Annotated in this window: 11 protein-coding genes, 1 tRNA gene and 2 rRNA genes (1 of these 14 running past the window's edge); 4 read left to right on the top strand and 10 right to left on the bottom strand. The window is 51.6% G+C overall.

Annotation, left to right across the window (positions count from 1 at the left end; genetic code table 11):
* Positions 1-16: 16 nt before the first annotated feature.
* The 4 genes from ACP0GE_RS13825 to ACP0GE_RS13810 all read right to left on the bottom strand — a co-directional run bounded on the left by ACP0GE_RS13825 (position 17) and on the right by ACP0GE_RS13810 (position 8076).
* Positions 17-2251: an autotransporter domain-containing protein gene (locus ACP0GE_RS13825; RefSeq protein ID WP_424832507.1), complete on the bottom strand. Its 2235-nt coding sequence runs from the start codon at positions 2249-2251 to the stop codon at positions 17-19.
* A 417-nt stretch (positions 2252-2668) separates the two neighbouring features.
* The gene (locus ACP0GE_RS13820) at positions 2669-4972 is read right to left on the bottom strand and encodes a hypothetical protein (protein ID WP_424832506.1); all 2304 of its coding nucleotides are present in this window, start codon (positions 4970-4972) and stop codon (positions 2669-2671) included.
* A gap of 806 nt (positions 4973-5778) precedes the next feature.
* Entirely contained in the window at positions 5779-6729 is a 951-nt protein-coding gene (locus tag ACP0GE_RS13815; protein WP_424832505.1) for an AraC family transcriptional regulator, read from the bottom strand.
* A 354-nt stretch (positions 6730-7083) separates the two neighbouring features.
* Entirely contained in the window at positions 7084-8076 is a 993-nt protein-coding gene (locus tag ACP0GE_RS13810) for a helix-turn-helix transcriptional regulator (protein ID WP_424832504.1), read from the bottom strand.
* 360 nt (positions 8077-8436) lie between these two features.
* Here ACP0GE_RS13810 and ACP0GE_RS13805 point away from each other — a divergent pair, with 360 nt between their 5' ends.
* The gene (locus ACP0GE_RS13805; RefSeq protein WP_424832503.1) at positions 8437-8739 is read left to right on the top strand and encodes a hypothetical protein; all 303 of its coding nucleotides are present in this window, start codon (positions 8437-8439) and stop codon (positions 8737-8739) included.
* Positions 8740-10005: 1266 nt separating this feature from the next.
* Here the strand turns inward: ACP0GE_RS13805 and ACP0GE_RS13800 are convergent.
* The 3 genes from ACP0GE_RS13800 to ACP0GE_RS13790 all read right to left on the bottom strand — a co-directional run bounded on the left by ACP0GE_RS13800 (position 10006) and on the right by ACP0GE_RS13790 (position 12080).
* Positions 10006-10449, bottom strand: coding sequence for a hypothetical protein (locus tag ACP0GE_RS13800; RefSeq protein ID WP_424832502.1), 444 nt, complete (start codon positions 10447-10449; stop codon positions 10006-10008).
* 29 nt (positions 10450-10478) lie between these two features.
* Positions 10479-10748, bottom strand: a complete 270-nt coding sequence (locus ACP0GE_RS13795; RefSeq protein WP_424832501.1) for a hypothetical protein — start codon at positions 10746-10748, stop codon at positions 10479-10481.
* Positions 10749-11717: 969 nt separating this feature from the next.
* Positions 11718-12080 carry a MerR family transcriptional regulator gene (locus ACP0GE_RS13790; protein ID WP_424832500.1) on the bottom strand — a complete coding sequence of 121 codons (363 nt, stop codon included), beginning with the start codon at positions 12078-12080 and terminating at the stop codon, positions 11718-11720.
* A gap of 67 nt (positions 12081-12147) precedes the next feature.
* On the opposite strand from ACP0GE_RS13790, the gene ACP0GE_RS13785 reads away from it, so the two are divergent.
* From ACP0GE_RS13785 to ACP0GE_RS13775, 3 genes are all read left to right on the top strand, one after another.
* Positions 12148-13419, top strand: a complete 1272-nt coding sequence (locus ACP0GE_RS13785; protein WP_424832499.1) for an NADH:flavin oxidoreductase/NADH oxidase family protein — start codon at positions 12148-12150, stop codon at positions 13417-13419.
* A gap of 965 nt (positions 13420-14384) precedes the next feature.
* Positions 14385-15077, top strand: coding sequence for a hypothetical protein (locus ACP0GE_RS13780; RefSeq protein ID WP_424832498.1), 693 nt, complete (start codon positions 14385-14387; stop codon positions 15075-15077).
* 191 nt (positions 15078-15268) lie between these two features.
* Entirely contained in the window at positions 15269-15685 is a 417-nt protein-coding gene (locus ACP0GE_RS13775; protein ID WP_424832497.1) for a hypothetical protein, read from the top strand.
* A 173-nt stretch (positions 15686-15858) separates the two neighbouring features.
* On the opposite strand, the gene ACP0GE_RS13770 is transcribed toward ACP0GE_RS13775, so the two are convergent.
* The 3 genes from ACP0GE_RS13770 to ACP0GE_RS13760 form a co-directional block, all read right to left on the bottom strand.
* Positions 15859-15935, bottom strand: a tRNA-Met gene (locus ACP0GE_RS13770).
* Positions 15936-15985: 50 nt separating this feature from the next.
* Positions 15986-16100, bottom strand: a 5S ribosomal RNA gene (gene rrf / locus ACP0GE_RS13765).
* 186 nt (positions 16101-16286) lie between these two features.
* Positions 16287-18663, bottom strand: a 23S ribosomal RNA gene (locus ACP0GE_RS13760); it runs 489 nt beyond the window's last position.

Below are 18663 nucleotides of genomic sequence, written 5' to 3'. Positions count from 1 at the left end.
CTTGCCACAGAACCTGTCAAAAGGCCCATTTGAACCCTGCGCGGAGATAGGGGCCTTGCGCGTCGCTGCCGATCTCCTGTTCTGCGATTACTTCCAGATCAATGCCTTGAGATAGGCTGTGCTCATAGCCGATGGCAACGCTGCCGCCTGTGAAGTCCGTTGAGGCGAAGGTCAGGGTCTGAGTGTCCGAAAACACGGTGACATCCGCGTCAGTGTCTCCAAGACCTCTGCGCACTACCCCGGCCAGTTGACCCTTCAGGGTCCCGCCGTTGCTGAAGGCTTTGCTGGCCTCAAGACCCAGGCGGGCCTCGATCACCTCAGTGGTGACCTCACCGACGGTGGCATTGGCGTCAGACCCGGTCTCGGTATAGCCATCATCCTTCTGCTGTGTGTAGCGTACGTCCCCAAAGCCCACCAGATCGATGTTGCCACCTGTTTCGAAGGATTTCTCCACGCCTAGATGGGCGGTCAGCAAGGTGCTGTCATAGTCCGCATCAGCATCACTGCTGCCGGTGATCTGACGGGTACGTTCGGTTGAGAGCCAGCCAAAGCCAAACCCGGCGTCCACTGTCCAGGATCCGAACTGGCGTCCAATGGCGGCATCGACATAAATACCTGTCGTGTTGAAGTCAGGGTCACTGTCATGACCATTGGCACGGAACCCGCCCAAGCCTGCGGCAAATGCCAAACCACTATCTGTCTGACCATGGAAACCCGCCTCTCCATCAAAGATGGAAACGTCAACTGTGTCTCCGCTGTCGGTGTTAAGCTGCGAGTTTTCCGCATCGACCACCACCCATGGGCGCAGGCCCGTTTCGCCAGATTGGAACAAATACCCGCGCGTCACGTCAATTGGCGTGTCATAAGCAAGTACCCTTCGGCTGTTGCCAATTTCATAGCCATACAATGCGGCCAATTCACCCAAAGGCACACCCCCAGGAGTAAGGTCTTCAGTTCCCACTGCTGTATAGATCGGAAATTCACCACCCTCGTCCTCAACAAACCAATAGGAACCTTCGTCGGAAACTGTGGTTAAGAACTGCCCTGTTTCGGGATCAGCATCTTCGAAATAGAAGATGTTACTGCTGCCTTGCGCATCGAGATTTATGTTGTGACCATTGACACGGATTAGCCCGGTGACGTCATCTTCCGAATCGATATTTATCGTGCCTGTCCCATCGACGAAGTAGATAGCATAGGCCTGGCCAGTTTCCGAATAGGCCGTAATCCGGCCCACATCATTGATCACTCCATCAAAGGTGGTGATCCAGAGGCCATAGGCTTGGTCGTCCGACCTTGCGACAATCGATCCGGTATTCGAAATGGTGCCTGTCATGTCGTGGAAAACTGCCACGCCATAGGCTTGGGCATGTCCGTCTGTCGTTCTGGAAACGGCTTCGATGTTTCCGGTATTCTCGAAATGCAACCCGATTACGATCCCAGACATAAGGATACCGCGGGCAGTGGAGACGCGTTCTCCTGTTGAGCTCGCGTATAAATTGCCATTGTTAACAAGTACACCGGTTGACGGGTTCCAGAAACGTATGCTTTCAGCATATGCGGTATTGGTCTCTGATGTCGCGATCGCTCGAATATCGCCCGTATTGGTGAAAAGGCCCGTCAAACCCCCACCTAGCTCGACTCCGCGCGCATTGGCTTGCAGGGTCGCCTCCGCCTGCGCGAAGACACTACCAGTGTTATTAAAGTTACCCACCATAGGGGCGGTGGCATAAGTTATCCCTGTAGCGGTGATAGTGCCAGAGCTGCCTATGGCGGTAATCCGAAGTTCACCAGAGTTGTCAAATGTACCAGCAACATCTCCCACGATGAGGTATCCCCAAGAAGAGAAAACATTGGTGCTGTTGATACTTACTGTTCCGTTGTTTTCGATCCGGGCAGTATCGGCGATGTTCGCAAGCAAAAGTACGCCTACACCTTCGTTTTGCCCCCCGAACTCACGACCTATCGAGCCATAATTCGCGAAGGTGCTCGTATAGCTCGGAACGTTGATGACGATGGCTGAATCAGTACCCGGAGTCGTAACGTTGATCTCTCCGGTTTCTGTTATGGTCAGGTCTTCATCATCTATAATCAATTCAGGTGTCGTCTGAGGTGTATCAATAACAGTCTGGGCTTGAACGAACCCCGCTAGAAATGTGGAGCCGGCCAGGGATGCAAGCACCAGAAAGTGGATACTTCTTGGATTTTTATTATGTGCCTTAGCGACCATGCCTGTATCTTTCAGCTTCAAAATGAACCCCGCCGAAGCGGGGCCAGTTGATCTTGGAATAGGTTCGAAGGGTTCATCCCTTAGAATGACGCCCAAGGGCGCCGATTGATTTTGCGCGTTTGTTCGGGTGGGGAAATGTCTGCGTGTCTCAGATGGAGTGCTGAAGAGATCAACATGGCAAAGTCGTTGTGAATGATGCGCCGTCCACTGTGCTTTATGTATAATTGTCCAGTTTCACCGCGCTATGGCCGGAACCATCAGGCCGTGAAATCAATAATTGCTCAATCCCAGAGCCCGTGCAGTTAAGAAAAGGGCCACAGAATTCTTCTGCGGCCCATTCTCCAATGATGACTACTATTGACACCAATTCGAGGCTACCTGAGATCGAACGAGGAGCGCTGCCCAATTGCCGGTAAGCTCCAATCAGTGGGCTTATGTTTAGAACGAAACCTTCAAGCCGAGATCGAAGGTCGTTCGGTCATCCGAGTCGTAACCGACCTCCAAATACCCAAACTTGCTGTCATACCGAGCGAAGGCGCGCGATGAGAACCCATCTTCGTATGGCGAAGTCAGGGCCGCGCCCATAAGCTCGAAGCTCATGTCGTTGCCATCGGACCAGATCGCATCCAAACCATAAGCGATTTTGCCGGCGCCCACGTTGTGTTCCATCTGTACACGGGTTTCCATAAGGTTGGAAAACCGGCTGTCGACAGAAAGCTCGGTCCCACCATCCCAATTAAAGTCATGACTTTCCTGCCATAGACCAACATAGCGCAACCTAACCGAGCTGCCTTTGATTGGGCCTACATGGGTAAGTGCAGGCGAAATGAATACCGATGCATAGTCTGAACCGGTGGTGTCAATCCCTCCTGACACTTGGTTGTCGGCAACATCACGGTCGGTGTGATTGTGTGTTACCCCCGCTATGAGCGAGTAGTCCAACTTGCTCGACAAACTGCCAGCCATACCGCCATACACAGTGAAAGAATCTGTCTCGTAAGATACGTCTTCGTCACCAGAAACCGTCGTATACGCGATACCGCCGAAGTAGCCTTTTGAGTTGGATGATTTACCCGTCACCACGCCGAAGGAATAGGCATCATATCCAGGCATTGACCCGTCTGCATCAGCGAACAATCCGCCACCAAATGCGCGCGTCCAAACACCTTCTTCATTTGCTGCAAAGGCAAATGAGTTCTCTGGAGTCTCAACCGAATTGCCTGCTTCGACGGCGTCTTGTAGCATCTGCGTCATGTTAAAAAACGCCTGATCCTGCTGCGCATATGAATCGAGATCGGCAACATAGACTGCGTTGGTCTCAGGATCGAAGTAGTGCGAATTGTGGTAGGATGTGAATTCAGCTGGCAAACCGGCTTCCCTCCCATCCCCTATATGAGCATCTTCCTCAAAACGAACAGTTGCATTCAGTCCATCACCAAAATCCATTGATGTGTATTCGGAGCTTGCCTCGTCCACAAAAACATTACCAAACAGAAGAGATCCTTCCTGAAGTCGAATGATGTTCCGATCACCCGTCTCATGTTGTGGACCGCCATTTCTTACATCAATCGAATAGCCATTTTGCGAGAACACTGAACTCGAATTCACGAAGACGTGACCAACATACCCTGTTAGGGACACACCATGGCTGTTAAGCCCCTCTACCGAGATCAAACCCGTATTTTCTGTATAGCTCAGCTCCAAATCCTCTGGAATCGTATTACCGTTTCGATAGTGCTCGATCCCATGAGAATTGTCGCCATACGAGAGAATGGTGCCGTTGTTCAGAATGCTTCCGTTTACCCCATTGATGTCAATCCCGAACCCTTCAGGATTGATTTCAATCAGGCCGTTGTTGACCAGACTGATGTCATGCCCCTCACCTCTCAAACCACTTACATCAAATGTACCGGGCGCAGGTCTGAGATCAGTTTCTGCCAACATTCTGATCGTGCCGTTGTTGATTGCGGTTGAATCAACAGACAGCCAAAAGTTACCCGTAGCACCATCGATGTACATCCCCCTGCTTTGCAGCACCTCGGAGACGATTGTTCTGTTATTGACGAGCAGGTTACCGGGGCGGGCTTCCGCGCCGATAACGTTATCGTCAATATCTACGAAGGATTGATAGGCATTGACTCGGATCCCTGCACTGAAGCTGGCCGTCAGTCCAAGCTGACCATTGTCAACGAAATCCTCGGCTGCTTCGGATCGAATATAGATCAAGCCCTTATTGACGAACGTGGAGTCAGCAAAATTTTCAATATAGTAGCCAGAACTCTGACCGTCACCAACGCTGATTACCCCATTGTTAAGGACATACAAACCCGTATTGCCACCATCCACGTTGCCGGTCACAAAAATGCCGTCCCCCCAAGTTTCGTCGGAGTCTGGCCAAGTATCTTCATCATCGGGGTCAAAGTCGGGTTCGTTTGGCCAATTAGTAACGTAGGTGCCAGTGGTATGGATGGTGCCATTGTTGATGATGGTCAGGTCATCAATTCCAACCCGCCAAAAATCAATTCCCTCCTCATCAAGGGTTTCTATTCTAGTGTTCTCACCGATGATCACGGTATCGCCGGACTGAAGATTGGTCAGTTCACTTTGAAGCAACTGGTCTCGCAATTCTTCATCAATCAAAAATGTTTCTGCCAAGGTCAACGATGGCATAACCAATGCTGTTGAGCACATCAACGCACCGATAACCAAGCGGTTTTTTGATCTCATGAGTGTCTTTTTCATTTTCCGTCCCTTGTTTTGGCTTCTACGCCGTCTGCTCGACCACGCGGGCCTGCTTTGTTTGGTGAGTGGTGGTTGCTGGTCAAATAGCTGGAGGGTCTTCCCTCGGTACGGCAACTGCCGCCTCAGGGCATACGCGTCGGGATTTAACTGATTTGACGGGGCGGCTTGGAACACACGCCTTAGCGCCAAGCAGCGAGCAGTCGTTCGCTGCGACGCATTCTTCAGATGTCCAAAATGGAGCGTCAAAACTCTGCGCTGACGATTTTTGAGCGCGCCTAGGAGTCACGCTAACCGCATCGGAGCAAACTGAGCGTATGGCCCAATCGCTCGCACTGCCTGCGCAAAATAGGACACGCCTGCCTCTTGCAGCCGTTGCCATCGCCTACCCCTTCATGCTTCACCTCACAACTGCCGAGGTGACCTTTGACCGATGCATGGGGTCGCTCTGTTTTTGTGTATTAGATTGACCCCAGATCAGGAGTCAGATTTGCATAAGGGCCAGTCTTTTGACGATTACCTGGTGTCTCAAGCCATTACTCCGGCATCTCAATTGCGTGTGAAAGTGCGCTTGCAGACCGACGGTTGAAGCTCGACAAACAGCAAGATGATACAAATGAGCACGCTTTTGCGACGCTCAAAGAATGGCAACCAACAGGTTGCGTGTTCTAATGAAGAACACTTTGGCAAATCAATCCTTTGCTTTTGCACAAACCACTCACTCAAGCCTCCCACCCGAACGGGCGGGAGGCATCTTTGCTTCCCAGATCAGAACCAGATCAGAATTAGTGGGGTGATCGAGTTGCCTCTTAACGGCTTACGCTCGCTAGCTGACGCTTACGCCAGGCACCGGGTGGTATGCCAAACTGTCGCTTAAACGATGCCGAGAAAGAGGCTTCGGATTGATAGCCAACAGAAAGGGCGACGTCGATAATGGCTGGCCCCGATACATTACCAAGCTGTTCGGCCGCGAGCACCATCCGCCATCGGGTCAAATACTTCAACGGGGGTTCTCCAATCAGTTTCGTAAATTGGGCAGCAAACTTGGCTCGAGACATCCCAGTTGCCTCTGCCAATTCCTGTATTGTCCAATCCCGCGCGGGCTCATCATGCATAAGCTTTAGCGCCCTTGCGATACTTGGATCCTGTAGTCCTTTCAACCAGCCATCATGGGCTTCGGGTGATGATTCAAGCCAGCTGCGCATGAAATGGATGAACAGGATATTCAGCATCCCGTCCAAGGCAGCCAAGGCGCCTGGCGAGTTGCTATTCGCTTCATGCGCGATACTGCGAAGCAAAGGTTCAATAAGCTCAGCTTTTTCGTTCGTCTCTTTTCGCAAAGTAATCTGATCCGGGAAACTCTTTGACAAGTGTGTTGCCGCGGCGCTTCCAAGATTGAACCTTGCGCACACTATCGACGTTTCAGGTCCATCCCCGCTCTTGAGAACATCGTGGACATCGCCGTCCTCGACTGAGTGGACACGCACACGCGTATCCTCTTCGGCAAATGTCACTAGTGGTGCTCCGGGGGCGCTACTAAGAACATGAGTTTGCCCCTGGGTAAACAATATCATGTCACCCTTGCGAAGCTGAACTTGCTCACCTTTGACGGTAATAACTACAGATCCATTTGAGATCAGATGGAACACTGCCTCTTCATTCATCGGAGATTCAAAAGCCCAATCGCCACGCAAGCTTAGCAGACCGATGGTACGGCCCTTGACAGGAATGTGGCTCAGCATTTCGCTTACAACATCCATTCGCCTTTTCCCTTTGACGGTTACCTGTAGTTCCGCTGAATCGACCCATTGTGCTCGCCTGATCTTTCCAGTGACTGCGCTCCTCCACATGGAGATTTCCCGGAAAACTTCCGGGCTAAGTAAACATGCCATAACCGAGCAACCAGTTTATAGCACACTCATTGAATTCTTTTCCACTTCACCGCCCTGTCAATTCGTTTGCGCCCTCCGTCGGAGCGATCACAATCGGTGAACTTAGTAGATATTGTTTGATAGTTTGTAGCGAGACATCTCAAATCAAACGCAAAACGTCTCAAAGCGCATCAAAAGAAGTGAGCGCAGGCTAATGCTGTGCCTAGGCACGCTGATCCTGATCTATACCCAGATCGGAAGGAAATATTTCTGGTTGAACGCGCTAGGCGTCATTCCGAACTTTTCTTTGAAACTACGATGGAACTGATTAGGGGATCGAAAACCGCAAGAGTAGGCGACATCCAGTACAAGACCACGTTCAGGTAACCTTGTCCTTAGCATCTTACGCGCAGCTTGAAGTCTTAGATCAGTGATCATCTCACGAACTCCGCCTTCGGGCTCAAAAGCACGATAAAGCGTTGCGCGGGACGCATTTGCGTATGCTGCGATACTTGCGATATCCAGATCAGGCTCGTCCAAATTTTGAACCACATAGGCCCTTGCGCGTTCCCTGATGAGATCATAGCGACTCTTGCTCGCCTCGCGAGAATCCGAACTCAGGATGTTATACACAAGCTCTTTCAAGACGCCTGACAACCTCAGAAGATCGGCGCGAGGAGTATCACTTGCCAGATCCTCGACGCTGGAGATTGCCGCGTTCAGTATGGTGTTCAAAGGCGTGTGTTTCGGCAGCGCCGCTATCTTGAAAGACTCGTCCAGAATGTCGGTAAAGTAATGCGCCGGTAGCATGACCTTAGACAACTTGCCGGGCGCAAAAGTCGTATCGTATTGGTGGGTTTGGTGCAGATATATGTCGCCAGCGGACAACCTAAGCCTCTGTCGGGGTGAATCCAATTCCACGGTTCCATGATCGATCCGGCAAATTGTTATCTTTTGCGGTGTGGTGTTCGGTTTCTTACACTCTCCGGTCTTTGAGATTCGGTAGCCTGAAGTCGCGACTTTCGCTAACCAAAAATCTTCAACCACCTGACGCTCAACTGCATTATAATTCTCATTACTCGCCGAGATCGCTTCGAACATTGCGCTGCCCATCGACATGTTTGGTGCGCCCTGGACATAGCTTTCGAGAGCACTTAAGCGATTGTCCCGGTCATAATGACGCGCGTCGAAGGTGGTCTTAGGTCTGTTTGTATCCAACCTGATTGTGCTGCCCATTCTATCCCCCGAATTGGCAAAACCCCGCACTTAGTGTTCGGATGCCGCGCTGCCAAAGCTTTGTTTGAGGTCATCTCCCATGCCGCCCATTTTGAAGCAGGAGTTCAGATTTCTGGAACCTGAATAAATCTAGCAACATCGATCATGTATACGCGCCGGTCGCTTTCTGCTTTCCCCAGATCCAATAGATCACGGGTGCCAAAGTCGATTAATCATCGTGCGTCTATGTTTGTTGCGCATTCGTCTCAGTTGATCGGAAACGAGCCCAAAGCCCGGAGTATGACCTTAGGAAGGCGCGCTGCAAGGCTAGAGGCGATGGAAGTCAGACTATCGCCTATATGTCGTCCTTAGGCAGACGGTATGGGAAAAAGAGTTGGCGGTGAGTTGAATTTGCTTCATTCCCTATCCTCTTCCCGCCTACTAGATCCTTCAAGCCTTGGAAATCCGGCGATATGGAGCCATCAGGGCAGCCACAGACAGGCCAAAGAGGGAAGTGAAAGCCTTGGACGTACATTGGGGATTTTGTTGATCTCACATGAGGCAACTCTCGATTCTAAGCACAACCGTGCCGTTAGCTTTGCATTCCCATTTGGATCGCTTGACCACCGGCAGAAAAAGCGTTTCGCGTTTAATCTCGGCGTTGGCTTTGCCTGCCACAAGTGAATTGTGCGAACCACCGAGGATAAGTATTTCATCAAACCAGATATCATCTATTCCACTGACATCTAGGAAAGCCCGCGACGGTTGAGCCGAGGTACCGCAGCGTTAGCGGGTTCATCCGAAGCTCGTTTTGGGAGTGTAATACTAAGCCCTGTCCAACCCATCAGAGTAGTTCTGTAGACGGTCAGAGGGATACTCCGCAAGTAAATCAGCACGGTGAGAACGACGATGACAGTATAGCTTGCACCGAAGTAACAGGTCACAGCGATCCAAACGGAAAAACCCGACAGCAATGCGCATAGCGCTGCCAAACATCCAACAACCAGACTGATAGCTACTAGGCCTATAATCATAAAAACAACCCGTTAGAAGAACAGACGACTTCCTTACAAGTCTAATTAGAAAGGCTTTTTTCTTCATAGTGCTTGACGTCTCAATTGATGATTAAGATGTATCAATCTTGTTATCGGTTGGGCGAGATCGGTATACCATTTTAAATCCTCAGCAGGAACCACAGGATGCGGAACAGAAAATCCGTGATCATAGAGAAATATGAAAGAACCTGATCTGAGCAATCGAGCGTTTGTAAAATACAAGCTCCGAAAGCTGCAGACCTGTACCCGCATGATCCGAGACACGCAGCACCAACGTTGAGATATGCAGCTATCTCTACTCTTGGAAAAAAAGCGTAAACTTAGAAATCTGCAAATAGCTGAAGGTGATCCACCTTTTTCATCGAGCGGCTTTGGAGGACAGCACCTGCTTGCGCAGGTTGTTGTCTACGACTGCTCCCCAGGGCACGTGCTGACCCCCTTAGCGTGTCCTGGGTTTTGCATTTTAGGTTAGTCGATGTTGCAACTTACAGACGTTGATATCGGGCTGCTGAAATTTTAGACGTGGCCGGACTTTTTATTCGGCACAACGACAGTCAATCCGATGTCTTCCACTTTTGGGTTCTATCATATTTCGTAAATTTGGCGGGGAAACTTGACGAGAGTCGACCTGCTCAACGATTAACTCTGTACCTTGAAAAATTGCATGATGCATTTCCATTCGCGCGGGCAAGAGTGCCGATAAGAACTCTGCGGGAGTATCAACTAGGCTAAGCGCTCAAACGCGTTACCCGATACACTCTGTGATCAGTCCTGTTAAAGGATAGCATTCGACAAGTGCTGCCTCCAGAACAGTGTTGGTAAGAGGCAAACCAAGCCACTGAACTAGGCGTGTAGTGTAGGCTTCACCGTTGTCCATCCAAGTCAGGTTTCGTTATCAGAAGTTTGTGGCTGTATACTCGGCGTGCAGTATTTCACATGTCTCGGTTGATATTTTGCCTTTAACAAAACCTATCTTCTGACTGTGTTTGATGACCTGGTAGGTGAACACATGTTGCCTATCTTCATCTCGCAACCCGACGTGCCAACAAATGCGGTCCATCGCCCATCTTGGGTCAGGACTGATTTCGATACTTTCGAGATAATTGAGCGTAAGTTGTAGGCTTTCGGGAAAGCAATGTGCACCTCGACGTTGCAACTCAGCTTGCTCCAACTCAGCCCATTTCTGCTGTTCTTGGACTTCGGCAATTATGCCTTCAACATCGGAAAAGGTAAGGAGCGATTGTGCTCCGAGAATCAAAAGCAGCAGGCCGCAGAGGATCTCCGTCGCCCACCCTCTCACCCAGAAAAAAACCCTCTCTAAGCTATGCATTGGCATCATGCGTGTTGCCTGTATCAAACGGCAACGTTTTAGAGTCCGCCAGTATTGTCATGGCCGTCATTTCGAGTCAGAACACCGTTTTCTTCGAGATCGTCAACAATTCGATGAAGCGTTTCTATCGCATACGCAGAATACGCACTGTTTGCTGAGCGTCCGCCTAAGCGTGGATGCGGAGCACTCATCCATTCTTCAACATCGGCGTCATCGTAATATTGGGAGAGGCGGGCTCGGACCGCAGTGCCGCGACGCTGAATGGAGGAAGGATTTGCCAAGGAGAAGCGCTTTTCATGGACTGTCATGTATCGTTCCTGCATTTATGCCGCGTGCAAACAACCAGAATTCGTAACGCCATTGGATCTCTAAGCACGCAAAGCTAGTGCGTTGCTCACGAATAACGCACATCTAAATCGCAGCGTCGAAGTGAGCGTCGCTTCCACAATGCTTTTCAGTCATGTTGCTCTGAGCGCTAGGGCCCATGTTCGGCGGTTTGGAGTTCATATTTGTAGCTTCATACGTACTCAAACTAGCCATCCCCACGTCTCAATTTGCTGCGGCAACGTCCCGCAAACTTGGCACCCCGAAGCAACTCACTGACAACAGTTTGTTTCTAAATGGGCGCCGTAACAAAACATCGGGATGAGTCGTAAATTCTGTGCAGTGATTGAAGAGTTCTATGCCAAGTGAGGAGTTCCGAGAATTGTAAACGCTCTACCCCTAACTTTTGGACAAAGACGTCAAAATGGAGCGAGCATTTCGGCGACGACTTCAAACTGCATGCGATGCATCAAATCACAGTGCGGCCAGTTTTTTGTCACTTGGGCATCGCCACACATTATCTGTGCGGGTGGAAGCGGCAAATCTGCAAGCTGACTCCAAGGAAGACCGAAGTAGATCATGAAGCTGAGAGCTGGTTCTCAACGGGGCGAGACAAAAGTATCCTTTTTGCACTCTCTTGGTCGCCTGTTCCATCTGTAATTTTGAGGCGGGATGTTCGGGAATATGGAACTTCCACCCCCGCGGAAGTCATCATACCATAGCCACTGTGATCAACAACAAAGCTACGGATGAAATACCCATCACTCGAAATATGTTAACAGGATCCAGTGTTGCTCCCGACTCGATTGCCGCCTTTGCCAATAAACTCAATGTGCCAAAGAACCCAGTTCCTTCGCATGTTTTATGAGATAGAAGTATCCTCAGCCGAACGACTGAACCGGCGGGAAACATGACTTTTCTTGATCTAAGAAAGTCTTCAGCTGATTAGTGACTTAACAGCCACCGGAATCGGGATTTTTCATGTATGCGACCATATCGACGAGTTTCTCTCGGATTTCGCGTAGGTCACGCATTTTCTGATCCACATCAACCAGCTTCTGCTCAAGATTTAAAATCACATCCGCGCGTTCAATCCGGTTGCTGGGATCATCGGGGAGAAAGCGCCGAATCTCGGACAAGGAAAACCCAAGAGACTTGGAGACAGAAATTGTTCTAATCCTGGATACCATCGCTTCCGGATAGTCCCTATAGCCATTTTCTTGGCGACGGGTTTCCGGTATTAGCCCGTGTTTTTCGTAGAAACGAATGCTCGAGGCGGAGACCCCGGTAATTTCAGCCAGTTTTCCAATCTTCATGCCCTTGACCTTCAACCATTGTCGAAGGTTTATATCACGTGGGATCGAAAAACAAAGGATCCCAAAAATGGCCGTTTCACCGCTATTTCAACCCTTAACCTTACCCAATGGCGCAACGCTACCGAACCGTTTGGCGAAAGCCGCGATGGAGGAAAGCTTGGCCGCTGATGGGCAGCTTCCCGATATCAAGCTGCACCGACTTTATAGACGATGGGCAGAAGGTGGTGCAGGCCTGTTGATCACAGGAAACGTTATGGTGTCCCCGGACGCGCTTTCAGGCCCTGCAAGCGTTGTCCTTCAGCAAGGGACAGACCTTGAGCCGTTTAAATCATGGGCTGAGGCTGCGCGCTCCAACGGGGCGGCGGTGTGGATGCAGATCAATCACCCGGGCCGGCAGGTGATGGCGATGCTCGGCGAAGAGGTCGTTTCTGCCTCCGATGTGGCTGTTGAAATCCCGGGAATGTCCAAGAATTTTGGTGTGCCCAGAGCTTTAGGCGAAACGGAGATTCAGGAAATCATCGCACGTTTTGCAACAACCGCGGCACTCGCTGAAGAGGCAGGTTTTACGGGCGTTCAAGTCCACGCAGCGCACGGCTATCTCATCAATCAATTTCTGTCTCCCCTCGCGAACCGCCGTACGGACCAATGGGGTGGATCATTGGAAAATCGCGCCCGTCTTCTGTTCGATGTCATTCAGGCTGTTCGCGCAGAGGTCTCCAGCCATTTCACAGTCGCGGTCAAATTGAACTCAGCAGACTTTCAAAAAGGCGGGTTCGATGAAGAAGATGCCAAATGGGTCGTCGAGCAGCTCGGTGATATGCAGGTCGATTTGGTGGAACTCTCCGGCGGTTCCTACGAAAGTCCTGCAATGCAGGGCCGGCAAGAAGATGGGACCAGCACGGGCCGACGCGAAGCCTATTTCGTGGACTTCGCCAGAGAAATCGCAGAAATTGCAGAAATGCCGATCATGGTCACCGGAGGCATAAGATCGCGTGCCGTCGCCGAAGACGCCCTTTCAAATAATCGTGGTGGTATCGGCGTGTCAGTGCTGGGGATTGCGCGCGCAATGGCATTTGAACCCGATTTGGTTCAAAACTGGAAGAAGGGCAGAACCCTCAGCGTTGATATCCCGGAAGTGTCTTGGAAGAATAAGCGCCTTGCCGGATTTGCGTCAATGGTTCTGGCGTATGTTCAAATTGAACGACTTTCAAAAGGTAAGTCGCCGAAGACTCCGCACTTTCCGTTTTTCGCGCTCATGCGCAACCAGATGCAGGCCAAGCGTTGGACCAAGCGATATCAGGCTTGGCGCGAGAGGCAGGCATCTGGTCAATGGCCTTGAAGCCTGCAGACTTGCTAAACGCGGGCTAGTTTGGTTGGAATGCGACCAGCGGCACATTGCAGTAGCGATGGCGTTCACGCCTTGTGTTTTCTCCTTATGATAGAGGATGAAGTCAGGAGGATTTCAGAACCTGCTACGGAGAACATTTTCCAAAGTACGGTCAGAAGATTTCCAAATTGAAACGTTTAGGTTGCAATTTGAGACGAACTCCGTGGGATTCTTCTCACAAAGGGAAGCATAGTCCTGCTTCGACAAGAATCACTAATTGGAGCGCATCGTGATCAACATTACAGGCCTCAGCCATATGCGAAATTGGCAATAGCGGCCAACATTCTGCATTAACTGCGCAAGTAGCGACCAAGGCCTGTGATGCCTGACAGGTGGAACCCGTCCTTGAGAATGTGGATAGCAACTAAGTCAGCGTTTTTTGAATTCTCGGATTGAGATTGTCTGCGTGCTGCCTGAATGAACAAATTTCCTTCTGCATTATGATCTGCGTCCGAGGTTGTCGACTCGAATACCGCACGGATTGCAGGAACGACTGGTCCGTCCACTGCACAGCGGCGGCGAACATTATGCGCCTGCGGCATTTTTCGTGCTGCGCGCGCTCGCAGCGAGAAAATCGGATCACGGGTCGGGCTCCTTGCCGACATTCTCTGCGACGCCCCCAAGCTGGTGCATTGAGCCCTTAGCCGCCGTTGACTACACTTTGGTCTTTGCAAGTGCGGCAGGTCGCGAACCGCGCAAACCGGACATTCCTACGCGCCTCTCAGGTGGCATGGCAGCGGACCTTTGAGACCTTCGTTTGAAAATCCAGAACGTTTAAAACGGGTGGATGGCGGACCGAGGCCGGGTCCGAGGTAAATGACCTTTACTGCTATATCGTACATCTAAGAGAGATCGGCTTCTCTGCAATTCGCTTCTGACAGGTTTCACGAATTCAGTGTTCTGCTAGGGTTTCAGCCATGGACGTTTCCTGGTTCTTCCGCGAGCGCACGCGCTTCATCCGCCTCACCTACGAGCGAGCGGCGAATCCATTTATCGAGATGAAACAGCAGATCGAGGGCGGTTTCCCGCCTTTTGACGATCCGCCCTATTCCGAAGACCCCGAACCGCCCTTCATGGCAGAGTGGAGCGATGCCGAGACGGCCATTGTGGTACTTGGGCGCTCCTGCGTCTCCATGCTCTCGGCATCCCTCAAGCTCCACTTCGATACATGGGAGAAGGAGCTGGGTGTGCAGTGGGAGAACAGGGGGAAGGCCAAGGCACGGAGGAAGGGATTTGCCAATGGCTACCTTTCAGAACTGTGCGATGCTCTCAGTATCGATTTAAACAACTGCCCTGCCGATCTGGCCGTGATTGAGCAGGTATTTCTGGCCCGTAACCGGGATCAACACCCAGAGAGTATTCACAGCATGAAAGTGCTGCATTCTTCGAGCGACCGCGCCAAGCATCCGAACCCAATCTTCATATCTGAATCCGAGCGCGCAATGTACTTGGAGGGCGAGTTTGGCGATATCAGCTTCATGAGTCCATCCGTGCATGTGGATGCCGAGATGCTGCACCGCGCCATTGCGGAAGCGGAAAACCTCGTGGATTGGCTGGAGCCGCAGTTCTTCGCAGTGAAGTATCCTAGGTCCGTTGCACCCAAAGCGTGAGAGAAATTCTGGAAGGATGAGCTATGCCGCCTTGTTTCGGTGAATGTGGGTGCTCCTGCGGGGACAACGCAGGAACCTTCGACAAATCCATAGCAGAGGAAACGAATTTTGGGTTCACGCTCTACGATGTCACCCACGCTGGAATCCACTGGTACACAGACAAATCCATGGATGACAGCGGGCTAGACTGTATGACATTCGCCGAGAAAGAAGGCGTCTACATCCTTTGGCACAAGAACGACTACTGCCCCGAACATGAGCTGTTTCACATGAAGGGCCTGTATGTCGGCAAAGGTGATGCGGCCAAGCGGCTACGGCATCACTGGAAGACAAAAAACACGGCAGAAGAGATGCTCATCTACTTCACGTTTTTCCCGTGCGAGAACCGTAAAGCAAAGTACATCGAGCAGCTCTTGCTTGACATTTATGACCTGCCGTTGAACACAGCGGAGAACGCGGGCACCGAGGCACTGTGCGCATACTTCACTCAGTCCGAAGTTGACTATCCGGGGCTTGATCGAACGTGTCTCGGTCGAGCACACCAACGATGGAGTGCAGATCGAACTGGAGGGTGTCCTGGCAGCAATGATTGGGTTGACCCAGAATGAACAAAGCCGCCCTGAGGCGGCTTGTTCGAGACTCTGTTCGACCCAAGTGGTTGCGGGAGTAGGATTTGAACCTACGACCTTTGGGTTATGAGCCTGACGAGGTGAAGACGTTAAGCAATTGATCCAGTGGATCAATTGTAGTCTGAACGGGCTGTACTGAGATTTTCTGACGCTGGTTGCGGGAGCAGGATTTGAACCTGCGACCTTCAGGTTATGAGCCTGACGAGCTACCGGGCTGCTCCATCCCGCGTCAGAGTCAGATTTGTTTCATCGTATTAGAGAGATTTGGGCTTTTTCTAGGTTTGGCGGTGACCTACTCTCCCGGGGCTTAAGCCCAAGTACCATTGGCGCGGCAGTGCTTAACTTCCGGGTTCGGTATGGGACCGGGTGTTTCACTTGCGCTATGACCACCAAACCGAGGAAAAGCCCACGTCGCGTCTTTGCCTTTGGCAAAGCGCGACGTGCAGGAGGCAGCGTATTCGCGAAGCGGATGCGCGTTCCTGCACGGTTGTTATGTCAATCAACATCGCGGCTTGGCGCTGCGACGCTATCCCTAGTCAAGGTCGGTGTATGCTTTGGTCTTGTCTTTCCATTACTGGATCAAATCAAGCCTATCGGGCGATTAGTACCGGTCAACTGAACGCATTACTGCGCTTACATCTCCGGCCTATTGACGTGGTGGTCTTCCACGGCCCTCAGGGAGACCTTGTTTTGAGGGGGGCTTCCCGCTTAGATGCCTTCAGCGGTTATCCTGTCCGATCATAGCTACCCAGCACTGCCGTTGGCACGACAACTGGTCCACCAGTGGATCGTTCACCCCGGTCCTCTCGTACTAGGGGCAACTCCTCTCAAGTCTCCTACACCCACGGCAGATAGGGACCGAACTGTCTCACGACGTTCTAAACCCAGCTCACGTACCTCTTTAAACGGCGAACAGCCGTACCCTTGGGACCTGCTCCAGCCCCAGGATGAGATGAGCCGACATCGAGGTGCCAAACACTGCCGTCGATATGGACTCTTGGGCAGTATCAGCCTGTTATCCCCGGCGTACCTTTTATCCGTTGAGCGATGGCCCTTCCACTCGGGACCACCGGATCACTATGGCCGTCTTTCGACTCTGCTCGACTTGTCAGTCTCGCAGTCAGGCTGGCTTCTGCCATTGCACTCAACGAGCGATTTCCGACCGCTCTGAGCCAACCTTCGCGCGCCTCCGTTACGCTTTAGGAGGCGACCGCCCCAGTCAAACTACCCGCCACGCAGGGTCCCGGATCCGGATAACGGACCGCGGTTAGACATCAAGAGTGCGAAGGGTGGTATCTCAAGGGAGGCTCCACAGGGACTTGCGTTCCTGCTTCAAAGCCTACCACCTATCCTGCACATCACAATCCTGATGCCAGTGCGAAGCTGTAGTAAAGGTGCACGGGGTCTTTCCGTCTAACCGCGGGAAGCCTGCATCTTGACAGGCAATTCAATTTCGCTGAGTCGATGTTGGAGACAGCGGGGAAGTCGTTACGCCATTCGTGCAGGTCGGAACTTACCCGACAAGGAATTTCGCTACCTTAGGACCGTTATAGTTACGGCCGCCGTTTACCTGGGCTTCAATTCAAGGCTCTCACCTCTCCTTTTAACCTTCAGGCACCGGGCAGGCGTCAGACCCTATACGTCGTCTTGCGACTTCGCAGAGCCCTGTGTTTTTAATAAACAGTCGCCACCCCCTGGTTTGTGCCCCCAGCCCCTAGTTGCCTAGGAACCGGGCCTCCTTCTCGCGAACTTACGGAGGTATTTTGCCGAGTTCCTTCAACATCGTTCTCTCAAGCGCCTTGGTATGCTCTACCAGTCCACCTGTGTCGGTTTAGGGTACGGTCTGATGGAGGGCTATTTCCAGGAACCACTCAGCAGCCCAATCAATCCGATAAGATTGAACTACACCTGTGATCCGTCACATCCTCCTGGCCTAGGAATATTAACCTAGTTCCCATCGCCTACGCCTTTCGGCCTCGGCTTAGGGGCCGGCTTACCCTGCTCAGATTAGCTTTAAGCAGGAACCCTTGGACTTTCGGCGAGAGTGTCTCTCACACTCTTTGTCGCTACTCATGTCATCATTCTCACTAGTGATCTCTCCACCGGATGGCTCACGCCCCGGCTTCATCGAAAGAACCTATGTCTGCGCTACCGCCTATTCGGCTACTTGAGCGCGGTTGCCCGCGCCGCATAACCGGCGGCAATATAGACAAGGTTCTATGTCACACTACGCTCTGCTACCGATGCTTACGCATCCCTAGACTTCGGCTCATGGCTTGAGCCCCGTTACATCTTCGCCGCAGGACAACTTATTTAGACCAGTGAGCTGTTACGCTATCTTTAAAGGATGGCTGCTTCTAAGCCAACCTCCTGGTTGTTTTGGTCGTCCCACCTGCTTTCCCACTTAGCCATGAATTGGGGGCCTTAGTCGTAGGTCAGGGTTGTTTCCCTCTCCACTACGGACGTTAGCATCCGCAGTGTGTCTGCCATCTAGTACTCCCGGGTATTCGGAGTTTGGTTAGGATCAGTAAGCCTGTGGGGCCCCATTACCCATCCAGTGCTCTACCCCCCGGGGTATTCGGATGACGCTCTACCTAAATAGATTTCGCAGAGAACCAGCTATCTCCGAGTTTGATTGGCCTTTCACCCCTAGGCACAGCTCATCCCGATCCTTTTCAACGGATGTGGGTTCGGTCCTCCAGTAAGTGTTACCTTACCTTCAACCTGGCCATGCCTAGATCACTCGGTTTCGGGTCTGATCCCACGAACTCATGCGCCCTATTAAGACTCGCTTTCGCTACGCCTACACCTAACGGCTTAAGCTTGCTCGTGAGACCAAGTCGATGACCCATTATACAAAAGGTACGCCGTCAGCTCGCAAGGAGCCTCCGACTGATTGTAGGCGTTCGGTTTCAGGTACTGTTTCACTCCCCTCGTCGGGGTGCTTTTCACCTTTC

The organism is Ruegeria sp., assembly GCF_965243365.1.
Taxonomy (GTDB): Bacteria; Pseudomonadota; Alphaproteobacteria; order Rhodobacterales; family Rhodobacteraceae; genus Ruegeria.
The sequence above is the reverse complement of the archived record's forward strand: the minus strand, read 5'-3'. Positions and strand labels throughout refer to the sequence as shown.